The organism is Helicobacter brantae (genome assembly GCF_003364205.1).
GTDB classification, from domain to species: Bacteria; Campylobacterota; Campylobacteria; order Campylobacterales; family Helicobacteraceae; genus Helicobacter_G; species Helicobacter_G brantae.
The window spans coordinates 69,845-87,980 of record NZ_NXLV01000001.1 but is presented as its reverse complement, the minus strand read 5'-3'; the positions used below and the strand labels follow the sequence as shown (position 1 = coordinate 87,980).

Here is an 18,136-nt window from a genome sequence, read left to right as displayed (position 1 = left end):
TCTAAAAACTATTTAAATATCAAATTCTAGCATTTAAACACTTTTTATTCCACAAATCATCATCTCTAAAATGGATTTTTAAGTGTAAAATATGCAATTTTTGAAAAATCTTACACTTTGAGGGTATGAGTATGTTTGGAATGGGTTTTTTTGAGATTTGTATGGTGCTTGTCATTGCTGTAATTTTTTTAGGACCAGACAAGCTCCCCAAAGCAATGGTGGATTTAGCCAAATTTTTTAAGGCTATCAAAAAAACAATGGATGAAGCAAAATCAAGCCTTGATGAAGAGCTAAAGCTTCAAGAACTCAAGCAAGAAGCCCTGCAATACAAAAACTCTCTTACTCAAGGACTTGAAAATATCAGCAAAGATTCAGGGGTAAATGATCTCAATCACATCTTTGATCCCACTCCTAAACCTAGTGCTGAAGAAAAGCAATCCCTCCAAGATGAGCTCAATGCTCAAAGTCTGCAAGATAAGGCTCAAAGTCTGAGTGTAACCCCCAAAGAAAACGCCCAAGAAATCGGTTATAAAAAGGAATCCTAATGTTTGAAGATTTAAAACCCCATATCCAAGATTTACGCAAACGCCTTGTTATCTCCTTTGGCGTTTTGATTGTTGTATTTTTCATCTGTTTTAGTTTTTGGGAAACTATCTTTGAGTGGATTAAACTCCCTTTGAGTGAAGCTTTTGGTGAGGGAGGAGTGAAAGGTGAGCTAGTGCAACTCTCTCCTGCTGAGGGAGTTTTTACAGCAATGAAAGTAAGCTTTTTTGCCTCTTTGGCTCTCTCAATGCCTGTTATCTTTTGGCAAATATGGCTCTTTGTCGCACCTGGACTCTATAAACACGAGAAAATGATTGTCTTGCCTTTTGTATTTTTTGCAAGCATTATGTTTGCTATTGGTGCAGGATTTGCCTATTTTGTGGTTTTTCCTTTTGTCATCAAATATATTCTAGCCTTTGGTAATCAGCAATTTTCCTCTAGCATTAGTGTTGAAAACTATGTAACCTTTTTCACTCGCCTCATTTTGGGGTTTGGAATCGCTTTTGAACTCCCTGTGCTAAGCTATTTTCTAGGAAAAATCGGATTGATTACTGATGCCACACTCAAAGGGTTTTTTAAATATGCCATTGTGATTATCTTCATTATCGCTGCTGTGATTACCCCTCCTGATGTGCTTTCACAATTTTTTATGGCAATCCCACTCATTGGACTTTATGGACTTTCAATCCTTATCCTCTCCTTTGTCAATCCTGCCCCAAAAGAGGAAGAAGAGAGTGAGGAAGATGATGAGGAAGAGGAGAAGAGTTGATACAAGATTTATACTTGCAAAGCTATGATTACACTCTCCCTCAAGAGCGTATCGCCACTTATCCTGCCTCTCCTAGAGAAAGTGCCAAACTCTTAGTCTATGATCGCAAGAAAGATTTAATCACTCATAGTGATTTCTTCCACTTCTATGACTTCCTCCCCAAAGATTATTTAGTGATCCTCAATGATACAAAAGTCATCAAAGCACGAATGTATGGCAATAAACTCAAAGAGGATAAAAGTCTTGGAGGAAGAGTGGAAGTGCTATATCATCGCCATTTGAGTGATGAGCGATTTTTGGTGCAGATTAGAGGGAAAGTCAAGCCCCACACTCTCATTATCTTAGATGAAGATTTCTCTCTTGAAGTAGTAGCCTTACTTGAAAATGGTTTTAGAGAAGTGAGATTTTTCACTCAAGGCAAAATCGCCACTCTCTCAGAGGTGCTAGAAAAATTTGAGAAAATCGGACATATCCCCTTGCCTCCTTATATCAAAAGAGAAGATGAAAGACTTGATGAGAGCGAGTATCAAAGTGTATTTGCCAAAAATCTTGGAGCAGTGGCTGCCCCTACGGCATCTTTGCATTTTAGCGATATCTCTTATCTCAAATCTCATTACTCTCATTGCTTTGTTACCCTGCATGTAGGGGCAGGGACATTTTTGAGTGTGGAGAGTGAAGAGATTACAGAACATAAAATCCATACAGAGAGTTTTGAGGTGAGCAAGGAAGCTTGGGAGAAAATCGCTTCAGCCAAGCACACGCTTTGCATTGGCACTACTTCAGCTAGAGTAGTGGAATATCTTTATCAAAATCCCCCCAAATTTGAAGGAGAGATTTATCAAGGAGAGTGCGATTTGTTTTTGCACCCCCTCAATCCCCCCAAAAAGCTTGATTCACTTCTGACAAACTTTCATCTCCCCAAATCTACTTTGATTATGCTTGTAAGCTCACTTGTGGGGAGAGAAAAGTGCCTAGAGCTTTATAGCGAAGCGATTAAACATAATTATCGCTTCTACTCCTATGGCGATGGAATGCTAATCTTATGAATGCCAAACTTCAAGAATACGCCAAACTCCTAATGCAATGGAATCAAACCCATAACCTTAGTGGAGCAAAGAGTTTAGAGGAAATCCACTCTCATATCCAAGATTGCCTCTATCCTCTAAACTTTATCGCTCCCTTCTCTTCTGCCCTTGATATTGGCTCAGGTGCAGGATTTCCTGCTATTCCTTTAGCCATCTCTTGTCCTCAAAGTCTTTTTTTTCTCACAGAGCCAAGAAAAAAGAGGGCAAGTTTTCTTAGAATGCTTTGCATTGAGCTAGAGCTAGAGAATGTCAAAGTCTATCCAAGCTTAGTGCAAGAAGCAAAAATCCCCCAAAAAGTGGAGCTGATTTCTAGCAAGGCTGTGGCTTCTACTCCTACCCTGCTCTCTTTGGGAGAGCCATTTTTGGCTACAAATGGGGCTTATCTTTTTTATAAAGGCTCAAATCTACTCAATGAGGGGGAGCAAATCAAAGAGAGTGAGATTTTTCGCTCTTTGGGGAATCAAATTTATTTTTATCGGAGGTGTTTATGCTAAAAACTTTACTTTTCCTTGCTGTCATTGGTGGAATCATTTGGTTCTTTTTCATCAAAAAGCGTCCAAGCAAACAGATTGAAGAGACGATGATTGAGTGTGAAGAATGTGGGACTTTTATCTCTCAAAGTGAAGCAATATGCTCTAATGGTAAGTATTTTTGCTCTCATTCTTGTCTTAAAAAGGCTAACTAGTGAAAATCTATGGACTCCCCCCAATCCCTTATCCAAGTTTTCAAAAAATCTATCAAGTTGAGGATATTGCAAATATTCCTGCAAATACAATCCCCTACTTCAAAGATACAAGAGATTGTGATTTGCTCATAGGAGGATTTGCTTATAGCAACCAAGTAAGCTATGCCTTTATCCCCAACTCCATTAAGAGTTTTTTGATTTACTCCAATCTTGGGGCAAAGTATGCTTTGCTTGAAGGTGATCCCACCCCCTATCAAAATCTTGCCAAAGAATACCTGCTTGATATTGAGATTTTCAAAATCATTCAAAACCCAAGCGAGATAGAGCGATATGCCCTTTTAGGGATTGATGGGGTAGTGTTTGAGAGCATTCTCTAACTCAAAGTTTTCATATCAATGACAAATCTAAAAAGCACATCGCTTTTTAGCACCCTCTCATACGCATTATCAAGCTCTTTAATATCAATCATCTCAATCATTGGATAGATTTCATTTTTGATTGAATAATCCAACATCTCTTGAGTTTCTCTAATCCCTCCAATCAAAGAAGAATACACCTTGCGTCTAAAATTCCATATCAAAGCTGTGGCATTGAGCGTAGCAGGGTTTGCAATCGGAGGCACACCTACAATAATCATCTCTCCATCTACCTTTAGCATTTTGAGATAATCACTGATTTCATAGTTTTGTGCCACTGTGCTTAAAATCACTTTGAACCGATTATTTATCCCCTCAATCTCTTTGGGATTTTTGACATTGTAGAAATGCTTTGCTCCAAGTCTAAAGGCTAAATCCCTCTTGCTCTCACTTGTCGCAAAGACACTGACATTTGCTCCAAAACTCTTAGCATACTGCACTGCCATATGTCCTAATCCTCCAAATCCGACAATTCCCACTTCATCTCCCTCTTGGATATTGGCTCTCTTAAGAGGGGAATAAGTGGTGATTCCTGCACAAAGCAAAGGAGCTACGCATTCAAGCTTTGCATTCTGTGGGACTTTAAGCACAAAATTTTCATCTACGACAATATGGCTAGAATATCCCCCTTGAGTTAGCTCTCCATTGTGGAAAATATCTTTTGAGGCATAGGTAAATATCGTTTTGCCCTCATCACAAAATTGCTCTTCTCCACTTTGACAAGTCGGACAACTCTGACAAGAATTTACCATACACCCTACACCTACCAAGTCCCCCACCTTAAACTTCTCTACCCCTTTTCCTACTCCAATCACTCTCCCTGCAATCTCATGTCCTGGGACAAGTGGATAACTCACTTCTCCCCATTCACTCCTTGCTGTATGAATATCGCTATGGCAAATCCCTGCATACAAAATCTCAATCAACACATCTCTCTCCCCTACGCAATGTCGCTTGAACTCATAGGGTTTGAAATTACCATCTTTAGAAAAAAGGGCATAACCTTTTGAGCTAATTTCTTTGCCCTCTTTAAACTCTTGTAGCACCAAATCTTTCATTTTCTTTCCTCAAAATAAAAATTCTCAAAAAAACTTGAGTGAAAAAATTATAAAACCTGAGAGCTACTCTAAGTCAAGAGCAAAATCTTATTTTTTGCTTTTTTTCATCATACATTCTCTTATAGAGCCCACTTTCATAGGATTGAGAGGATCTTGATTGTTTTTACTCATCTCCTCATAAAAAGCAATTTTGTAATCAAGATGATTGAGAGCTTCACTAAAGGCTTGTATCTTTTTAATTGTTTCCTCCCTTTGAGCCACTAGCATTGCCTTTCTCTCTTCTATACTCTCTACTCCCTTTTGACATAGAGCAATATAGTCTTTGATATGCTCTATGCTCATTCCCACAGAACGCATACATTCAATAAATCTTGCCCAATCTACATCAGAGTTTGCAAAATATCTGACTTGATTATGATCTTTTTGCACAAAAGGAAATAGTCCCTTTTTCGCCCAAAATCTCAAAGTGTGTGATGAGATTCCTGTAAGTTTTTCAACCTCTTTGATGATATAAGCCATTCTTTCTCCTAAAATGTAATATTGGGGATATAGACAATCTCCTCTCCCCTAAAAGCAATCGCATCGATACAATAAGGAGAGGTAAGAGAGTTTTTGGAGAGATAGAAGTTAATTGTGTGGATAATCTTTTGAAGTTTTTTGGGAGTGAGGGCATAAATACTCTCATACTTCTCACTCCCCTTCACCTCCACAAAATGCACTACCCCCTCTTTATAAGCAATAATATCAATCTCTCCAAATCGTGAGTAAAAATTGCACTCAACGATCTCAAACCCCTCTTTTTGCAAAAACTCACACGCCCTTTTTTCGTATTCTCTCCCTTTCTCTCTACTCATAGATTCGGATTTTGTAAGGATTTTCTAGCATACAATCTAGCTTTGAGATTTTGCTAAGTGCTTCATTCATCTTGCCCTCTTGTGCCAAATGAGTGATAAGGAAAATCAATGCCCTCTCTCCATTGCTTCTTTGCAAAATCTCACTTACAGAGATTCCAAAATCTGCCAAAATTGAGCTAATCTCTGCCAAAGCTCCTAGCCTATCTGAAACCTCAAAACGCAAATAATATTTACACTCAATCTCTCCCCTATCTTTCAATCTCAAAGTATGATTGGGAGCAAAATATCCAAAAGGAGGGGTAGGATAGCTTTTGCTCTCTTTAAGTCTTGCAATATGGATAATATCAGCAATCACAGAACTTGCCGTAGCATCTCCCCCAGCACCCAAACCACTGATAAAAAGCTCTCCCACACAATCCCCTCTAAGGTTGATTGCATTTTTCACTCCATTGATATGACTTAAGCTTTTGTCTTTCCCCAAAAGTGCTAGATGCAACCTCAAATCAAGCTCCCCCTCACTCTCTCTAGCAATCCCCAAAAGCTTGATACTGTATCCTAGCTCATTTGCACATTGCAAATCCTCAAGCCTAATTCCCACAATCCCCTCTACCAAAATATCCTCAAATCTTGCATTGATTCCATAAGCCATTTTTGCCAATATCAAAAGCTTATGCCCCCCATCTCCTCCATTGATATCCAAACTCGGATCCGCCTCAGCATATCCCAATCTTTGAGCCTCACTCAAAGCTGTATAGAAATCTTGGTTTTTTTCAAACATTTGAGTAAGGATAAAATTGCTTGTGCCATTAAGAATGCCTTCAAATCCCAAAATTTTATTGGCAGATAGACTATCTCTAAGAAGCTCGATAATTGGAATCCCCCCACACACACTTGCCTCAAACCCAAAAGGCAGTCCTTTTGAGAGTTTTTCTAACTCTTGGGAGTGAAAGGCTAACATTGCTTTATTTGCACTTACAAACGCCTTGCCTCTCTCAAAAGTCTTTTTGGCTATCTCAAAAGGATAATCCACTCCACCTATAAGTTCTACAATCATAGAAATCTCATCATCTTCTAGTGCATCTTCAAGCCTCTCACTCAATTTAAAAGGACAAAAAGGATATTTGCTTTTATCTCGCACAATCACTAGCTTTAGCTCTATCTCTACCCCTGCTTTTTGAGCCAATAGCTCTTTTTGCTCTTGTATCCTTTTGGCTACTGCACTTCCCACAGTGCCAAAGCCAATCATCGCGATTTTATAGCTCATCTCTTCTCCTTAATATGGTGTGAATTGGATTGTGATCCCATACTTTAGCCGTGCAGGAGAATTCAAGTCAGTTACCATTACAAAAGCTGTCCTATCTGTGATATTCACTTCAGCACTTTTGGCAAAACTCTCTTGAGTGATGATCTCAAGGATTTGCAAATTTTTATCAAACAAGACAATTCGAGGAAACCAACCGATACGATTGTTTTTTTTGCTTATTTGCAAAACCCCTGCACTTTTGGTGCTAAACCAATACTCCCCTGATACATTTTTTAACTCCATTCTTGCTGTGGTGCTAAGAGGAGTGGCATTAGTGATACTCCAATCTTGCACTTCAAGCTCATAAATCCATTCAAGCTGACTATTCCTCTGCACTTTTTTTGCAAAAACTCCCCTCTTTCGCAATTCATTGAGCATTACTACTGGATCGACGATATGCTCTGTTACAAGAGAAAAAGTCATATCAGAGTATTCTTGAGAATACTTGGCTTTGGAGGTGGTGAAATAAGAATATCCCAAAGAAGACAATACGCTATTTATCGTGCGTGTGAGAAGGATGGGTTTGGTTTTGGCGATGAAATTTAGTCGCACTTCAGAGGGTTGTTTGAAGACTAGCTCAAGCAATCCATTATCTTTGAGTGTTTTTAAAATTGCATAGTAATCTACAAAATGCTCTTGGGTATAAAATTTTTGTTTCTCTTTAAAAAGACGATTGATAAAGTTTTGGTTTGTATAAAAAGAGTTCTTTCCAATAAAATTTTCAATCGCTTCATCTACCCCATCTCCCCATACACCCACAACAAAAGCAAGGATTAAAAGGATTTTTTTTACCATTCCACTCCACCATTTAAGAGGATAAACTCTTCTTTGCTAATTTGCTTCAATCCCCCTTCTTTAGTATGGATAAGATAGATGGGCTTATATCCACTAAAGACTTTTTCTTCATCATCTAAACTCGCACTAAATCCCCCTCTTGCAATACTAAGAAGAAGTTGTTTATCAAGAGGGATTTCAAACTCTTTTTTGGTTTTTGATACTCTCTTTTTGGTATCCAAATTGACAATCCCCACCCACAAAGGAGTATCTGAAGTGATAAATAAGATATTCTCTTCGTTATAGGCAATATTGGGAAATACACTCTCTCCATACTCACTCAACTCTTTTGTAGGAGCTTCTAAGACTTTGGGGGCTTCTTCTAGCACTTCTTGAGAGGGAAGCACTTCTATGACTTCTTCTTGGACTACAAGCTCTTGGGGCTGTTGTGTAGGCATAGAAGAAGAGTGAGAGGTAGATGGGGCTTGAGAGTAAATCCAATACAAAAGCCCTCCCCCACATAGCACCAATCCCACACACGCTGCCCAAAACAAAGCATTCCCCCCTTTTTGCTCTCCCTTTATCTCAGTTTTTTTCTCCCCTCTTTGATTGTGAAATTCATTGTATTCCATAAGCCAAATAGAGAGATCAAGAGAAAACTCTTTTTCAAGCATTTTGATAAAACCTTTAGCTCTTATGGGGGCAATTTTCTCAAATCTTTTCTCTAGTATATCTTCAATCTTGCCAATATCTAGCCTTGTAGCCTCTCTAATCTTCTCTGCTCCAATACTCTTTAGCTTCTCTAATGCGTTTTGCTCCATTACTCCATCACCAACCTATGCACTAAAATTCCACTTGCCACCCCAACATTTAAAGAATCAAAATTATTTTTCATCTCAATAGAGATTATTTTATCCATTTTTTGGGTGATTTTTTTATGCAATCCCTCTCCCTCACTCCCCAAAAACAACGCCCATTTTTGCTCTTTTTTCACTTTGGAAACTTCCTCTCCCCCCATATCTGCTCCATAACAGATAAATCCTGCCTCTTTAAGCTCGTGAATTAGCTCCAAAATTTTGGGATAACTCATTACAAAAGAATCTAGCATTGCCCCTGCACTTGCCCTCACTATCCCCTCCATAGCTCTCTCTGAAAGCTCTCCACCCACTACAAGCCCATCTACTCCTAGTGCATAAGAGCTTCTTACAATAGAGCCGATATTTCCCACATCACTAATCCCACACAACACCACGATTCTCTTCATCTCCAAAAGCTCTTTTTTCTCCCCCATTTTTAGGGGAGAGATTTTGGCTAAAATCCCTTGATGATTGCCCCCTCTAGCCAAAGCTTGGGCTTTTTTGCTATCTACTCTGATGATTTTTGCTCCCACTTGAGCTAATTGTTTAAAGATTTTAGAATCTAACTCTTTGGCGACATAGAGCTCTTCTATCATTTTGGGTTTTTTCTTGGCTACATAAAGCACGACTTGTTTTCCATAAACAATCATTTCCCCTCCTTAAGTAATCGCTCATACCATTGTTTGGGAGAGAGGATGCTAACCTCACTTAAAAGCTTGGCTTTGATTTTGGGAGGCAAATCCATAGAGAGGATTTCTACCTCTCCGATTTTTTTCTCTCTTTTTTTGTCCTCAAACCTCATCACAAGACACCATTCTCCCTGTATGTTTTCCTCTCTCAATCTCTCCAAAACCTCTTTAGCACTCCCCCTCCAAAATTTCTGAAACTTCTTTGTCATCTCCTTGATTGCAAAAAGCTCAATCTCGCTCCCCACTCTCACAATATCTTCCAAGCTCTCCAAAAGTCGATGAGGACTTTCAAAACACACCAAAGCAATTCCCCTATCTCCCAAAACCTCTTGCCAAAACCTCAATCTCTCCACTCTCTCGCCACTTTTGTGAGGCAAAAAAGAATCAAAAACAAACCCACTATCTCCAAATCCACTATAAGCATAAGCCAAAGTTGAAGCACTCCCTCCCAAAACCACCTCATAGGGGATTTGATGAGTTTGTGCATAAGTGATGAGGGCAGAACCTGGATCACTCACGCAAGGCATACCTGCATCGCTCAAAAATGCAACTTTTTGATTGAAAAATTCCAAAGAAGTTTGAGCAAGGAACTGATCTTGATTATGGGTGTGAAAGGGGATAAATTTCTTTTTCTCTCCCAAAGAGAGATAACCCTTTTGCTCTAAAAGAAGCAAAAGTTTTTGGGTGATTCTTGTATCCTCACACAAAAAAACCTCAATTTCTTTGAGGACTTCTAGTGTGTGAAGTGAAATATCAGAGAGATTGCCCAGAGGGCTAGGCAATAAATACAGCACAATTATTTCATATTGTATTTTTGTCTAAACTTCTCTACTCTTCCTGTCGCATCAGCGATTTTATCGCTCCCTGTATAAAAAGGGTGGCAAAAGCTTGAAATATCAATTCTTAGCTCACTTTTGTTACTCAAAACTTCAATTGTCTTTCCACTTGTTACACAAGTTACTTTACAAGGGACATACTCAGGGTGAATACCTTTTTTCATCATTGCTTCCTTTTGATATGGATTTGATTTGGATTAAAACTTGGGATTTTACCAAAAAAGCTAGACTTTTTTCTAATGATTTTACATTTTAGAGATAAAAGTATGCTTGAAAAATATGGAACTCTTTTTGTTTGAAGGGTTTGAAAAATTTATGAATTCAAGGTTTTTTTATGACAACAGTTAGCGTCTTTGGAGGCGGTGCTTGGGGAAAAGCACTCGCCTTTTCTCTCTCTTTTTCTAACCAAGTTTTGATCCACTCTAGGCGGACTCTAGCCCTAGAGGATCTCTCCTCTCCCTCTCCTATCAGACAAGTAGGACTGCAAGAAGCACTACAAAGTGAATACTATGTGATAGCCATCGCTTCAAGTGCCCTGAGAGAGTGGATTTCAAGCGTGTTTCACCCTGCCCTCACTTCCCTTGGTAAAGAGCCAAAAATTTTGTGTGCAAGTAAGGGGATTGAGGAGAATAGTGGAGCATTTGTAAGTGATATTTTTCAGCATTTCTTCCCCTCTCTCTCACTCTGCTTCCTCTCAGGACCTAGCTTTGCTCAAGAAGTGATGAGAAAGCTTCCTTGTGCTTTGGTGATTAACTCTCTTAATATCCCACTAGCTAGAGAGTTTAGAGAACTTATGCCTAGCTTTATCAAAACCTATGTTAGCCCTGATATTATCGGTGGAGAAGTGAGTGGAGCATATAAAAATGTCATTGCCATTGCAGGGGGGATCTGTGATGGATTAGCTCTAGGCAATAATGCCAAAGCCTCTCTTATGGCTAGGGGATTAGTGGAAATGTGTCGCTTTGGAGAGCATTTTGGAGCGAAAATGGAAACCTTTTTGGGGTTAAGTGGAGCAGGTGATCTCTTCCTCACAGCTAGCTCTACTCTATCAAGGAATTATCGTGTAGGTTTAGCACTTGCACAAAATAAAGATATAGAAGAGATTTTGCAAGAGCTTGGAGAAGTGGCTGAAGGTGTGAAAAGCTCCAAAGCCATTGATCAAATCAGCAAAAAAGAGGGGATTTACACCCCCATTGCCACACAGGTGCAAGAGATTATCCAAGGCAAAGATCCCAAAGAGAGCCTAAAGGTGTTGATGAAGTAATGAAAAAATTTCTAAGGATTGGATTTTTTAGTGTTGCACTCTCTCAATGCCTCTATGGTGTGAATGCAACGCAGTGGTGGGAGCTTGATAAAGCCAATAATCCTCAGCCCCAACCACCAGCCAATCCTACAATCACAGATCCTTTGACTATCTATGAAGATAGCACACTCAATATTACTACCACTACAAATCCCACAGCAGGAAGTCAATATTTCAATGGTAGTGTCAATTTTGATCACAACCTCACAATCAATCTCACAACACAAGGACAAGCCACCAATCAAACTACAATGATTTATCGCCTTAATGGGGAAGGAATGAAAGATTTCAATGGAGTAGGCTCACTTACTCTGAGTATTGATTCTCAAGGAATGTATGCAAAAAGTATTTTCAACTTTGATAATGCAAATAGTGGTTTAAACCTCAATGTCAAGACAACAATCACTGCCACAGAAGGAAGTCAAATTTTCTCAATCTTTAGAAATGGAGGATCTACAATCAATATCAACAATGACTTTATCGTCGATCTCTCCAAAGCCACAGGAACACTCAATGACGCAAATGCAAATGAGGGGATTACAGGAGCAAAAACTATCTTTGATACCGCAGGGACAACCAATGTCAATACCGGTGGCAATGCAAAAATCCAACTCACAGGGGATATCGCAAACTTTGGAGGAACTACCACAATCAATCTTACCAACACAGACTCCTTTTTCAAAGGAAGGGTAGAAGCAGTCAATACTTCCACAACCAACTTCAATCTCCAAGGAGGCTCAAGTGCAGAAATCAATCTTACCTCTCACAATAGAAATAATGGCTCTCCAAATTTTATTCTCACACTCTCAGGAGATTCAATTGCCAAAATTACAACAGGGATTAAATCACAAGCAGCACAACTTAACTTTAGCGTCAATCACTCTTCACTCTATGCTGATTTCAATTATCTTGCAGACAATCTCCCTGCTCAAGGAAATATCACAATCAACAATGAGGGAACTTGGTTTTTGGGACAAAGCAATACAATCAATCTGCTCACCATCAACAACCCTCAAGCCAATCTTACAAAAGATAATTTTGAGCATTTAAGAAATCTAGCTTCGGTGGATTTTAGATATAGAGATCAAGGGGCGACAGCTAGAACCACCACCACTCTTGATGAAGCCACTCGCTACACTCTCTCAACAACTCAAATTCTAGGAGAAAATGGAGTATTTAGACTCTTTGGAGTTTTCAATCGTGATGGCTGGACCAAACTCACAGATCAAGCCACAAACACTCTCACAGAAACTATCGCCACAGATCAAATCATCACAAATCAACTTTTCAACACCCACTATATCCAACTCTTTTGGAATGCCAATAACTTTGACAAATCCCTTCTCAATACAAACCTAGAAGACGACAAAATCATCGTTGCCAAACAAACCACAATGGCAGGAGGGAATGATTTTATCGGAGCTATTACGCCCATTGGGGTGTATAACTATATCACTAATCTCAAAAAAGAGATTTACAATGGTGCTAATGGAGCTCCAGAAGGTTGGCAATGGATTGTTAGCAATGTGCAAAGAGCAGATAACTCCTATCTCTCACGACTTCTTGACTCACTTTTCCAATCTCAATTTAGGATAGAAAAAACCCAAATTGATACCCTCAATCTCAGAATGGGAGAGCTAAGAAAGCTTGATAGGGTGCATAGCGTATGGATAAGAACCAAATATGGACGACTAGGCTCTAAAGAGACAGATCAAACCATAGGCTCTTGGGATGAATACGCCTCACTTTGGCTAGGCTATGATCAAAACTTCTATGTGCTAGGAGGGAAAAACTTCTTTGGAGGCTCATTTGATGTGCAATTCTTCAACGCCTATGGATTACCAAGCGAAGATGATACTTCCAATCCCTCTTACACAGGAAAATCCCAATCTTATGGATTTTCAATCTATGATACTTATTTCTTTGATTTTGGATTTTACATTGACGCTCTAGCCAAATACTACTTCACTCACAATCGCTTCACCATAGCCTCTGAAGTCTTAGCAGGAAATATCCCTGACTTTTTCACTCACAACTTCCTAGCCTCTCTTGAAATCGGACAGAGATTTAGTCTCCCACTCAATTTCTATATCAAACCTGATGCGGGGATTTCTTTTGCATTCAATAGTGGGCAAGATTGGACTTTCAAAGATTGGAGTAATCAAAATATCAAAGCTAGACTAGACTTCAATACTCCCATAAATTTACGCACAGGACTTACAGCAGGTTGGACTTTTAATTCAAGGGGATATGAGGGGGATTTGTATATTGGCACAAGCTTTGAATATGACTTCAACACCGGTGGAGATTTGCGACTTGAGGATTTCTTGGATAAGATGACACTCTCTCACGCAGGAAACTTCAATTGGCGAATTAATGCTGGAACAAACATTATCCTCAATGAATATTGGAGAATCTACTTTGATATAGATACTGCATTCTTTGGCACAATCAACTCCACTTTTACCCTCAATGGTGGGGTGAGAATCAACTTTGGAAGATTGCACCCTCAAATGCCCTATATCCCCCCAAGATTTGAAGCACCTGAGGATTTCAGAAAATACCCAGCTTATCGCAGGACTATCCCTGAAGTGCAAAACTATGAAACCCAAAACATCTTGGATAACTATAAAGGAATGACAAAGATTAGAAAACTTCCACCCAAAATTGAAGTCAAAAACAAGCCCTACAACCAAGACACCACGCCCAAGGCTGAGAGTTTGCAACAATTCTCTATCACTCCACAAGTGCAGAAGCAACCTCAAGGAGAGCCTGTCTTTATCGACAATCCTCAAGAGATTAACGCTCCTAGCAAAAATTACAAAAGAGAGCAAAATGTGCCGATATCTCCCACAGTGATTCCACAAAACAATCGATCAATGCAAGAGATTAAAGAGAATTTAAATAGAGGATTTCAATGATAAATAAACGCTTTTTGTTTGCACTCTCCCTTCTCCTCACTCCTCTACTCGCTCAAGATAAGATTCTCCCCACCTCGCTTAATGCACTCTACAATCTTTTCTATCTCCACAACCAAGAAGCTCTCAACTCCTCTAGGGGGGATCTCAAATCCTACCCACTCAAAGAGAGTTTTTGGCTAAGAGCAAACTTCACACAACAAGCCAATGCCAATACCCCCACCCTCCTCTCTTCCACTACCCAAAGCCTCCTAGCTCAAGCAGGATACGATCACGCCTTCACTCCTAAGGGTGGCAAGAATTTTCTAGGCTTCTCTCTCTCCTATGCCTACTCTTGGATTGATCTCTCAAGCCAAAAAGCAGTTGCCAACTCTTTGAGTATCGCTCTTTATGATAGCTATGTGGCAAACAATCACTTCTATATCGATAGCTCTCTTTTCTACACCCTACTTCTTCCCTCAAATCTCCCTAGCAACCCCTTAGCTCATCATCTAGGAGCAAGTTTTGAAATCGGACAGAAGTTTATTTTCTCTTCCATTCTCTTCTTCCAACCCTTGCTTAAAACCTCAATAGGCTTTATCCCCTCTCTCACTCTCACTTCCAACTCTAGCACCCTCACAACCCAAAACTCTATCCCACTCTTTCTCAAAAGTGGGGGGTATTTTGGGGTTGATTTTTTTGGTGGAGTGAGGGGAGATGTGAGATTGGGAGCGTTTTTTGATAGTGATTTTTTCTTTCTCTCCTCTCCCAAACTCAACCAAACTCAACTCTCCTCAAGAGAGAGCTATCGCTTAGAACTAGAGTTTGCCACAAACATTCACGCAAGTAAAAACTTTAGGCTTTATTTTGGGGCAAAGACTAGCTTTTTTGGAGAGAGTAATATCACTTATGGGGCAAATTTGGGAATGAGATTCCTCTTTGGAGGCTCAACCTATCAGCAACCCCCCAAAAGAGGCTATGGAGGAAGCGATACAAGGACGATGAAAGCCATTCAGCAAAATTTGCGTTATGAGGGAGATGTAAGCATTGCAAGAGTGGAGGAGCGAACTCATCTTACAGAGGAGCAAGTGGAAGAAAAATACACCACCCAAGCCAAAAGAAACTCCCCTTATGTGCAAGATGATATAAAATACGCCAAAAGACAACGCTATTTGCGAGAGAGCAGTCAATGGATAGACATCAAGAAAAATGAAGAAAATTATCAAAACAGAAACACCCCTCAAATGCAAGTGCGTGATATTGGGGTTATCCGTGATTATCACAAAAGAGAGCTAGAGAGAAAATATGGCAAAGACTAGATTCTATCTCTCTTTGATTGTTTGCAATCTTTTAAGTGGTGCGACGATTGACAATTGGACACAACTTCCTGCAGGAATCCAAGAAAACACCACAGGAAATTTCACTTATAATTCGGCTAATTCAGCAAACTTTATCTTAAAAAATAATATCCTCTTCAATAACCAAAATGCCACCCTCTCTATCACAAATACAATCACGGGGGATTGGGCAAATAATGCAAATCAAAATGTTTGTGGGCTTGTATTTTGTGCTGATACAAACACTAATGGTGGAAAATACACCTTCAATAGCGGAAATATGAGTTTTTACATTGATTCAAGTCAAGCTCAAAATCTTAGTTCAGGATACTTCTATCTCCCCAATGGCTCAGAGCTTGATATCAATGCAAATCTTAAGGTTACAGCCTCTAGCGAAAGTGATTTTAGCAATGGTATGTTTTTCTTAAATAACTCCAATCTCAATATCACCGATGCAAACCTTTATCTCGATCTCTCCAACAATCAAAGCCCTCTACCCTATCTTTTTTCAACAATGGGAACTAACTCAAAAGTAACCATCAACAATGGAGGAAATAAAGCCTCACAAAGCATTATCCTCAAAGGAAATCTAAATATCGCTGGAGGCTCTTTTGAGCTTAATCTCTACAACAAAAGCTCTTATTTTATCGGTTCAGTCTCACTCTCTAATAACTCAACTTTCACTCTCAATCTCTCTGATTCTTCAGCTACCTTTACCACCTACTCCCAACAAAATGGCTCAGCCACAATCACCGCCTCTTCAGGCTCAACCCTCAATGCCACAATCATCGGCAACAACACAGATCTAAGTCTTTCTTCAAATTCTGTGTGGAATATGTGGGGGAATATGACAAATGGCTCAAAGAGTGAAGATAATGTGGTAAAAGATCTCTCTCTCTCCTCAGGTGCTAAAGTCAATTTTATGAATATCCCCAATGGCTCTTCTCGTTTTGGCAATAACTTCACCCAAAAAACCTTAAGTGGAACAAACCTCTCAGGCTCTGGAATCTTTGCAATCTATGGAGATGTGGCTACAAGAGAGATAGATACGATGACTTTTACTAATGCTGATGGCTCTCACACTTTTGATATCCTCTACAATCCCAATACCTTCACCCAAGCCCTAGCAGGAAGTATCACTACTGCAGATCGTATGGTAGTCGCCACAATCAACAGCACCAATTCCACAGCCACATTCTCAGCTCTCCCCACCACAATGGGACTTACCTCCTATCACACCACACTCACAAAGCAAGTCAATGGGACTAATACAGAATGGCTGATTACCAATGTAACTCCCGATGGAGAAAGCCCCCTTACCAAAGCCCTCACCACTGCTCTCAACACCCCCTATCGCCTCTTTGAGCTATCTAGCCAATCCCTTAATCTAAGGCTTGGCGATCTTAGAAACTACCCCAAAGATTTTGGACTCTACTTCCACTACACAATCGCCCAAAACGACTTCAAAGAAGATTCTAACCTCACCACAGGTAAAGACCTCTTTATGAGTATGGTAGGGGGATTTGATATGAATGCCCTCTACAAAGGGCACGATGATTTTTTTGGCTTTGGGCTTGAAATCAATCTCTTAGACACCACCACAGAGATTTTCACTTCAGAGAGCCAATCTTATGGGGGCTTCCTCTACTATACCTCGATTTGGAGCAATCGATTCTATTATGATATTGTCCTCAAATACGCCTATATGCCCACAGATATCAATCTTGGCTCTCTTGCCTCTTCTACCTCCATCTCCTCCCACCTCCTCACTCTTAGCACAGAGGTAGGGAAGAAATTTGCATTCAATTCCAATAAGAGCTTTTTTTATATCGAACCTCAAGCCAAGCTCACTTCAGGGTTCATCTCCTCAGCCTCTCTTGATACTCAAGACCCTCACGGCACTCAAATCCAAGGCGAGAGTGATTTTCAGTTTCCTCTCCTCATCAGAAGCTCTTTGTATCTAGGATATGAGTGGAATGAGAGTTTTATCGGAGATCTCAAACTTGGTGCGTTTATTGACTACTCACTTTTTAATGGGACAAAAACCACACTCAGTGATCAATGGAGTAAATTTGAGAAAAATTTTGATATGGACTTTGATGTGGGGGTATCTCTCATCTCAAATATCACACTTAAGGATTATCTAAGATTTTATCTCCAATTTGATACAAGCTTTATGGGTAGCTACACACACGATATCCTTTTTAATGCAGGGATTCGCTGGAGTTTTGGAGATCGCTATGTCCCCCCACCTCCACCCCCCAAAGACCCCAATCGCCTCAAAGTAAGGAAGCTCAAATACAATACCATTAGGGATATTCCCACCGTTAGAGATAATGATAGGGGCAATATGAAGCACTATGAGGGCAATCGAGACAATATCATTGACTCCTATCCTCAACCCTCATCTCCTCAATACTCTGCCCCTCAAGGAGGGGGTGAAGAAAGTGGGAACACTAATCGCTTCTATCCAAGAGATTATTATGTCCCAAGAACCACCTCTCAACCTCAAGAGAGTTATCGTAATAGTGGAGTGCGTGATAGAGGGAATGTCCAGCCCAAATCCACCCCCACAGCTGAGAGATACTACAAACAAGATAGTTACTCTCCAAGCACCACCATAACCCAAGAGGATAGATACAATTCTAGGAGGTAGCTTAAACAAAGTTGAGAAGGCACTTCAAGCACTTCAAAAATATTTGTTTTCAAGCAAAAAAAGGGCATTATTTC

At 39.8% G+C, this 18,136-nt stretch carries 19 protein-coding genes; 10 read left to right on the top strand and 9 right to left on the bottom strand.

Annotated elements, in window-relative coordinates:
* Nucleotides 1-131 precede the first annotated feature (131 nt).
* Genes tatB through CQA58_RS00350 form a run of 6 tightly spaced genes read left to right on the top strand, consistent with a single transcriptional unit; the run spans nt 132 to nt 3,459 of the window.
* Nucleotides 132-545, top strand: a complete 414-nt coding sequence (gene tatB / locus CQA58_RS00375) for a Sec-independent protein translocase protein TatB (RefSeq protein WP_115568724.1) — start codon at nt 132-134, stop codon at nt 543-545.
* Nucleotides 545-1,312, top strand: coding sequence for a twin-arginine translocase subunit TatC (gene tatC, locus CQA58_RS00370; RefSeq protein ID WP_115568723.1), 768 nt, complete (start codon nt 545-547; stop codon nt 1,310-1,312). Before tatB ends, tatC begins: the two co-directional genes overlap by 1 nt.
* A complete protein-coding gene (queA, locus tag CQA58_RS00365; RefSeq protein ID WP_245942715.1) occupies nt 1,309-2,358 on the top strand; it encodes a tRNA preQ1(34) S-adenosylmethionine ribosyltransferase-isomerase QueA in 1,050 nt (349 codons plus the stop codon). The genes tatC and queA overlap by 4 nt, the downstream gene beginning before the upstream one ends.
* Nucleotides 2,355-2,891 (top strand): 16S rRNA (guanine(527)-N(7))-methyltransferase RsmG, encoded by a 537-nt coding sequence (rsmG, locus tag CQA58_RS00360; RefSeq protein ID WP_115568722.1) that lies wholly within the window; start codon nt 2,355-2,357, stop codon nt 2,889-2,891. The genes queA and rsmG overlap by 4 nt, the downstream gene beginning before the upstream one ends.
* Nucleotides 2,885-3,082, top strand: coding sequence for a PP0621 family protein (locus tag CQA58_RS00355; RefSeq protein WP_115568721.1), 198 nt, complete (start codon nt 2,885-2,887; stop codon nt 3,080-3,082). Before rsmG ends, CQA58_RS00355 begins: the two co-directional genes overlap by 7 nt.
* Entirely contained in the window at nt 3,082-3,459 is a 378-nt protein-coding gene (locus tag CQA58_RS00350) for a hypothetical protein (protein ID WP_115568720.1), read from the top strand. The genes CQA58_RS00355 and CQA58_RS00350 overlap by 1 nt, the downstream gene beginning before the upstream one ends.
* Here the strand turns inward: CQA58_RS00350 and CQA58_RS00345 are convergent.
* The 9 genes from CQA58_RS00345 to rpmE all read right to left on the bottom strand — a co-directional run bounded on the left by CQA58_RS00345 (nt 3,456) and on the right by rpmE (nt 10,033).
* Nucleotides 3,456-4,556, bottom strand: coding sequence for an NAD(P)-dependent alcohol dehydrogenase (locus CQA58_RS00345; RefSeq protein ID WP_115568719.1), 1,101 nt, complete (start codon nt 4,554-4,556; stop codon nt 3,456-3,458). The genes CQA58_RS00350 and CQA58_RS00345 overlap by 4 nt on opposite strands.
* 87 nt (nt 4,557-4,643) lie before the next feature.
* Complete coding sequence (locus tag CQA58_RS00340; RefSeq protein ID WP_115568718.1) at nt 4,644-5,075, bottom strand: MerR family transcriptional regulator; 432 nt, start codon at nt 5,073-5,075, stop codon at nt 4,644-4,646.
* Nucleotides 5,076-5,083: 8 nt separating this feature from the next.
* On the bottom strand, nt 5,084-5,410 hold the full coding sequence (locus CQA58_RS00335) for a YraN family protein (RefSeq protein WP_115568717.1): 327 nt from the start codon (nt 5,408-5,410) through the stop codon (nt 5,084-5,086).
* Nucleotides 5,403-6,674 carry a homoserine dehydrogenase gene (locus CQA58_RS00330; RefSeq protein ID WP_115568716.1) on the bottom strand — a complete coding sequence of 424 codons (1,272 nt, stop codon included), beginning with the start codon at nt 6,672-6,674 and terminating at the stop codon, nt 5,403-5,405. Before CQA58_RS00330 ends, CQA58_RS00335 begins: the two co-directional genes overlap by 8 nt.
* Nucleotides 6,675-6,683: 9 nt before the next feature.
* Nucleotides 6,684-7,508: a hypothetical protein gene (locus tag CQA58_RS00325; RefSeq protein ID WP_115568715.1), complete on the bottom strand. Its 825-nt coding sequence runs from the start codon at nt 7,506-7,508 to the stop codon at nt 6,684-6,686.
* On the bottom strand, nt 7,502-8,308 hold the full coding sequence (locus CQA58_RS00320) for a hypothetical protein (RefSeq protein WP_115568714.1): 807 nt from the start codon (nt 8,306-8,308) through the stop codon (nt 7,502-7,504). The genes CQA58_RS00325 and CQA58_RS00320 overlap by 7 nt, the downstream gene beginning before the upstream one ends.
* The gene (gene rlmB / locus CQA58_RS00315; protein ID WP_115568713.1) at nt 8,308-8,994 is read right to left on the bottom strand and encodes a 23S rRNA (guanosine(2251)-2'-O)-methyltransferase RlmB; all 687 of its coding nucleotides are present in this window, start codon (nt 8,992-8,994) and stop codon (nt 8,308-8,310) included. The genes CQA58_RS00320 and rlmB overlap by 1 nt, the downstream gene beginning before the upstream one ends.
* A complete protein-coding gene (gene rsmI, locus CQA58_RS00310; RefSeq protein WP_115568712.1) occupies nt 8,991-9,827 on the bottom strand; it encodes a 16S rRNA (cytidine(1402)-2'-O)-methyltransferase in 837 nt (278 codons plus the stop codon). The genes rlmB and rsmI overlap by 4 nt, the downstream gene beginning before the upstream one ends.
* Nucleotides 9,828-9,829: 2 nt before the next feature.
* Nucleotides 9,830-10,033 (bottom strand): 50S ribosomal protein L31, encoded by a 204-nt coding sequence (rpmE, locus tag CQA58_RS00305; protein WP_115568711.1) that lies wholly within the window; start codon nt 10,031-10,033, stop codon nt 9,830-9,832.
* A 170-nt stretch (nt 10,034-10,203) separates the two neighbouring features.
* Between rpmE and CQA58_RS00300 the strand changes: the two genes are divergently transcribed.
* Genes CQA58_RS00300 through CQA58_RS00285 form a run of 4 tightly spaced genes read left to right on the top strand, consistent with a single transcriptional unit; the run spans nt 10,204 to nt 18,062 of the window.
* A complete protein-coding gene (locus CQA58_RS00300) occupies nt 10,204-11,133 on the top strand; it encodes an NAD(P)H-dependent glycerol-3-phosphate dehydrogenase (RefSeq protein WP_115568710.1) in 930 nt (309 codons plus the stop codon).
* On the top strand, nt 11,133-14,093 hold the full coding sequence (locus tag CQA58_RS00295) for an autotransporter outer membrane beta-barrel domain-containing protein (protein ID WP_115568709.1): 2,961 nt from the start codon (nt 11,133-11,135) through the stop codon (nt 14,091-14,093). Before CQA58_RS00300 ends, CQA58_RS00295 begins: the two co-directional genes overlap by 1 nt.
* Nucleotides 14,090-15,388: an autotransporter outer membrane beta-barrel domain-containing protein gene (locus tag CQA58_RS00290; RefSeq protein WP_115568708.1), complete on the top strand. Its 1,299-nt coding sequence runs from the start codon at nt 14,090-14,092 to the stop codon at nt 15,386-15,388. Before CQA58_RS00295 ends, CQA58_RS00290 begins: the two co-directional genes overlap by 4 nt.
* Complete coding sequence (locus CQA58_RS00285) at nt 15,375-18,062, top strand: autotransporter outer membrane beta-barrel domain-containing protein (RefSeq protein WP_115568707.1); 2,688 nt, start codon at nt 15,375-15,377, stop codon at nt 18,060-18,062. Before CQA58_RS00290 ends, CQA58_RS00285 begins: the two co-directional genes overlap by 14 nt.
* Nucleotides 18,063-18,136: the final 74 nt, after the last annotated feature.

Bases quoted from the DNA above. Each gene is read 5' to 3' on its own strand.
- CQA58_RS00320 (WP_115568714.1), bottom strand. From the start codon at position 8,308: ATGGAGCAAAACGCATTAGAGAAGCTAAAGAGTATTGGAGCAGAGAAG.
- CQA58_RS00340 (WP_115568718.1), bottom strand. From the start codon at position 5,075: ATGGCTTATATCATCAAAGAGGTTGAAAAACTTACAGGAATCTCATCA.
- CQA58_RS00345 (WP_115568719.1), bottom strand. From the start codon at position 4,556: ATGAAAGATTTGGTGCTACAAGAGTTTAAAGAGGGCAAAGAAATTAGC.
- rpmE (WP_115568711.1), bottom strand. From the start codon at position 10,033: ATGAAAAAAGGTATTCACCCTGAGTATGTCCCTTGTAAAGTAACTTGT.
- CQA58_RS00295 (WP_115568709.1), top strand. From the start codon at position 11,133: ATGAAAAAATTTCTAAGGATTGGATTTTTTAGTGTTGCACTCTCTCAA.
- tatB (WP_115568724.1), top strand. From the start codon at position 132: ATGTTTGGAATGGGTTTTTTTGAGATTTGTATGGTGCTTGTCATTGCT.
- CQA58_RS00300 (WP_115568710.1), top strand. From the start codon at position 10,204: ATGACAACAGTTAGCGTCTTTGGAGGCGGTGCTTGGGGAAAAGCACTC.
- tatC (WP_115568723.1), top strand. From the start codon at position 545: ATGTTTGAAGATTTAAAACCCCATATCCAAGATTTACGCAAACGCCTT.
- CQA58_RS00325 (WP_115568715.1), bottom strand. From the start codon at position 7,508: ATGGTAAAAAAAATCCTTTTAATCCTTGCTTTTGTTGTGGGTGTATGG.
- rsmG (WP_115568722.1), top strand. From the start codon at position 2,355: ATGAATGCCAAACTTCAAGAATACGCCAAACTCCTAATGCAATGGAAT.
- CQA58_RS00330 (WP_115568716.1), bottom strand. From the start codon at position 6,674: ATGAGCTATAAAATCGCGATGATTGGCTTTGGCACTGTGGGAAGTGCA.
- CQA58_RS00285 (WP_115568707.1), top strand. From the start codon at position 15,375: ATGGCAAAGACTAGATTCTATCTCTCTTTGATTGTTTGCAATCTTTTA.
- CQA58_RS00355 (WP_115568721.1), top strand. From the start codon at position 2,885: ATGCTAAAAACTTTACTTTTCCTTGCTGTCATTGGTGGAATCATTTGG.
- rlmB (WP_115568713.1), bottom strand. From the start codon at position 8,994: ATGATTGTTTATGGAAAACAAGTCGTGCTTTATGTAGCCAAGAAAAAA.
- CQA58_RS00290 (WP_115568708.1), top strand. From the start codon at position 14,090: ATGATAAATAAACGCTTTTTGTTTGCACTCTCCCTTCTCCTCACTCCT.
- CQA58_RS00335 (WP_115568717.1), bottom strand. From the start codon at position 5,410: ATGAGTAGAGAGAAAGGGAGAGAATACGAAAAAAGGGCGTGTGAGTTT.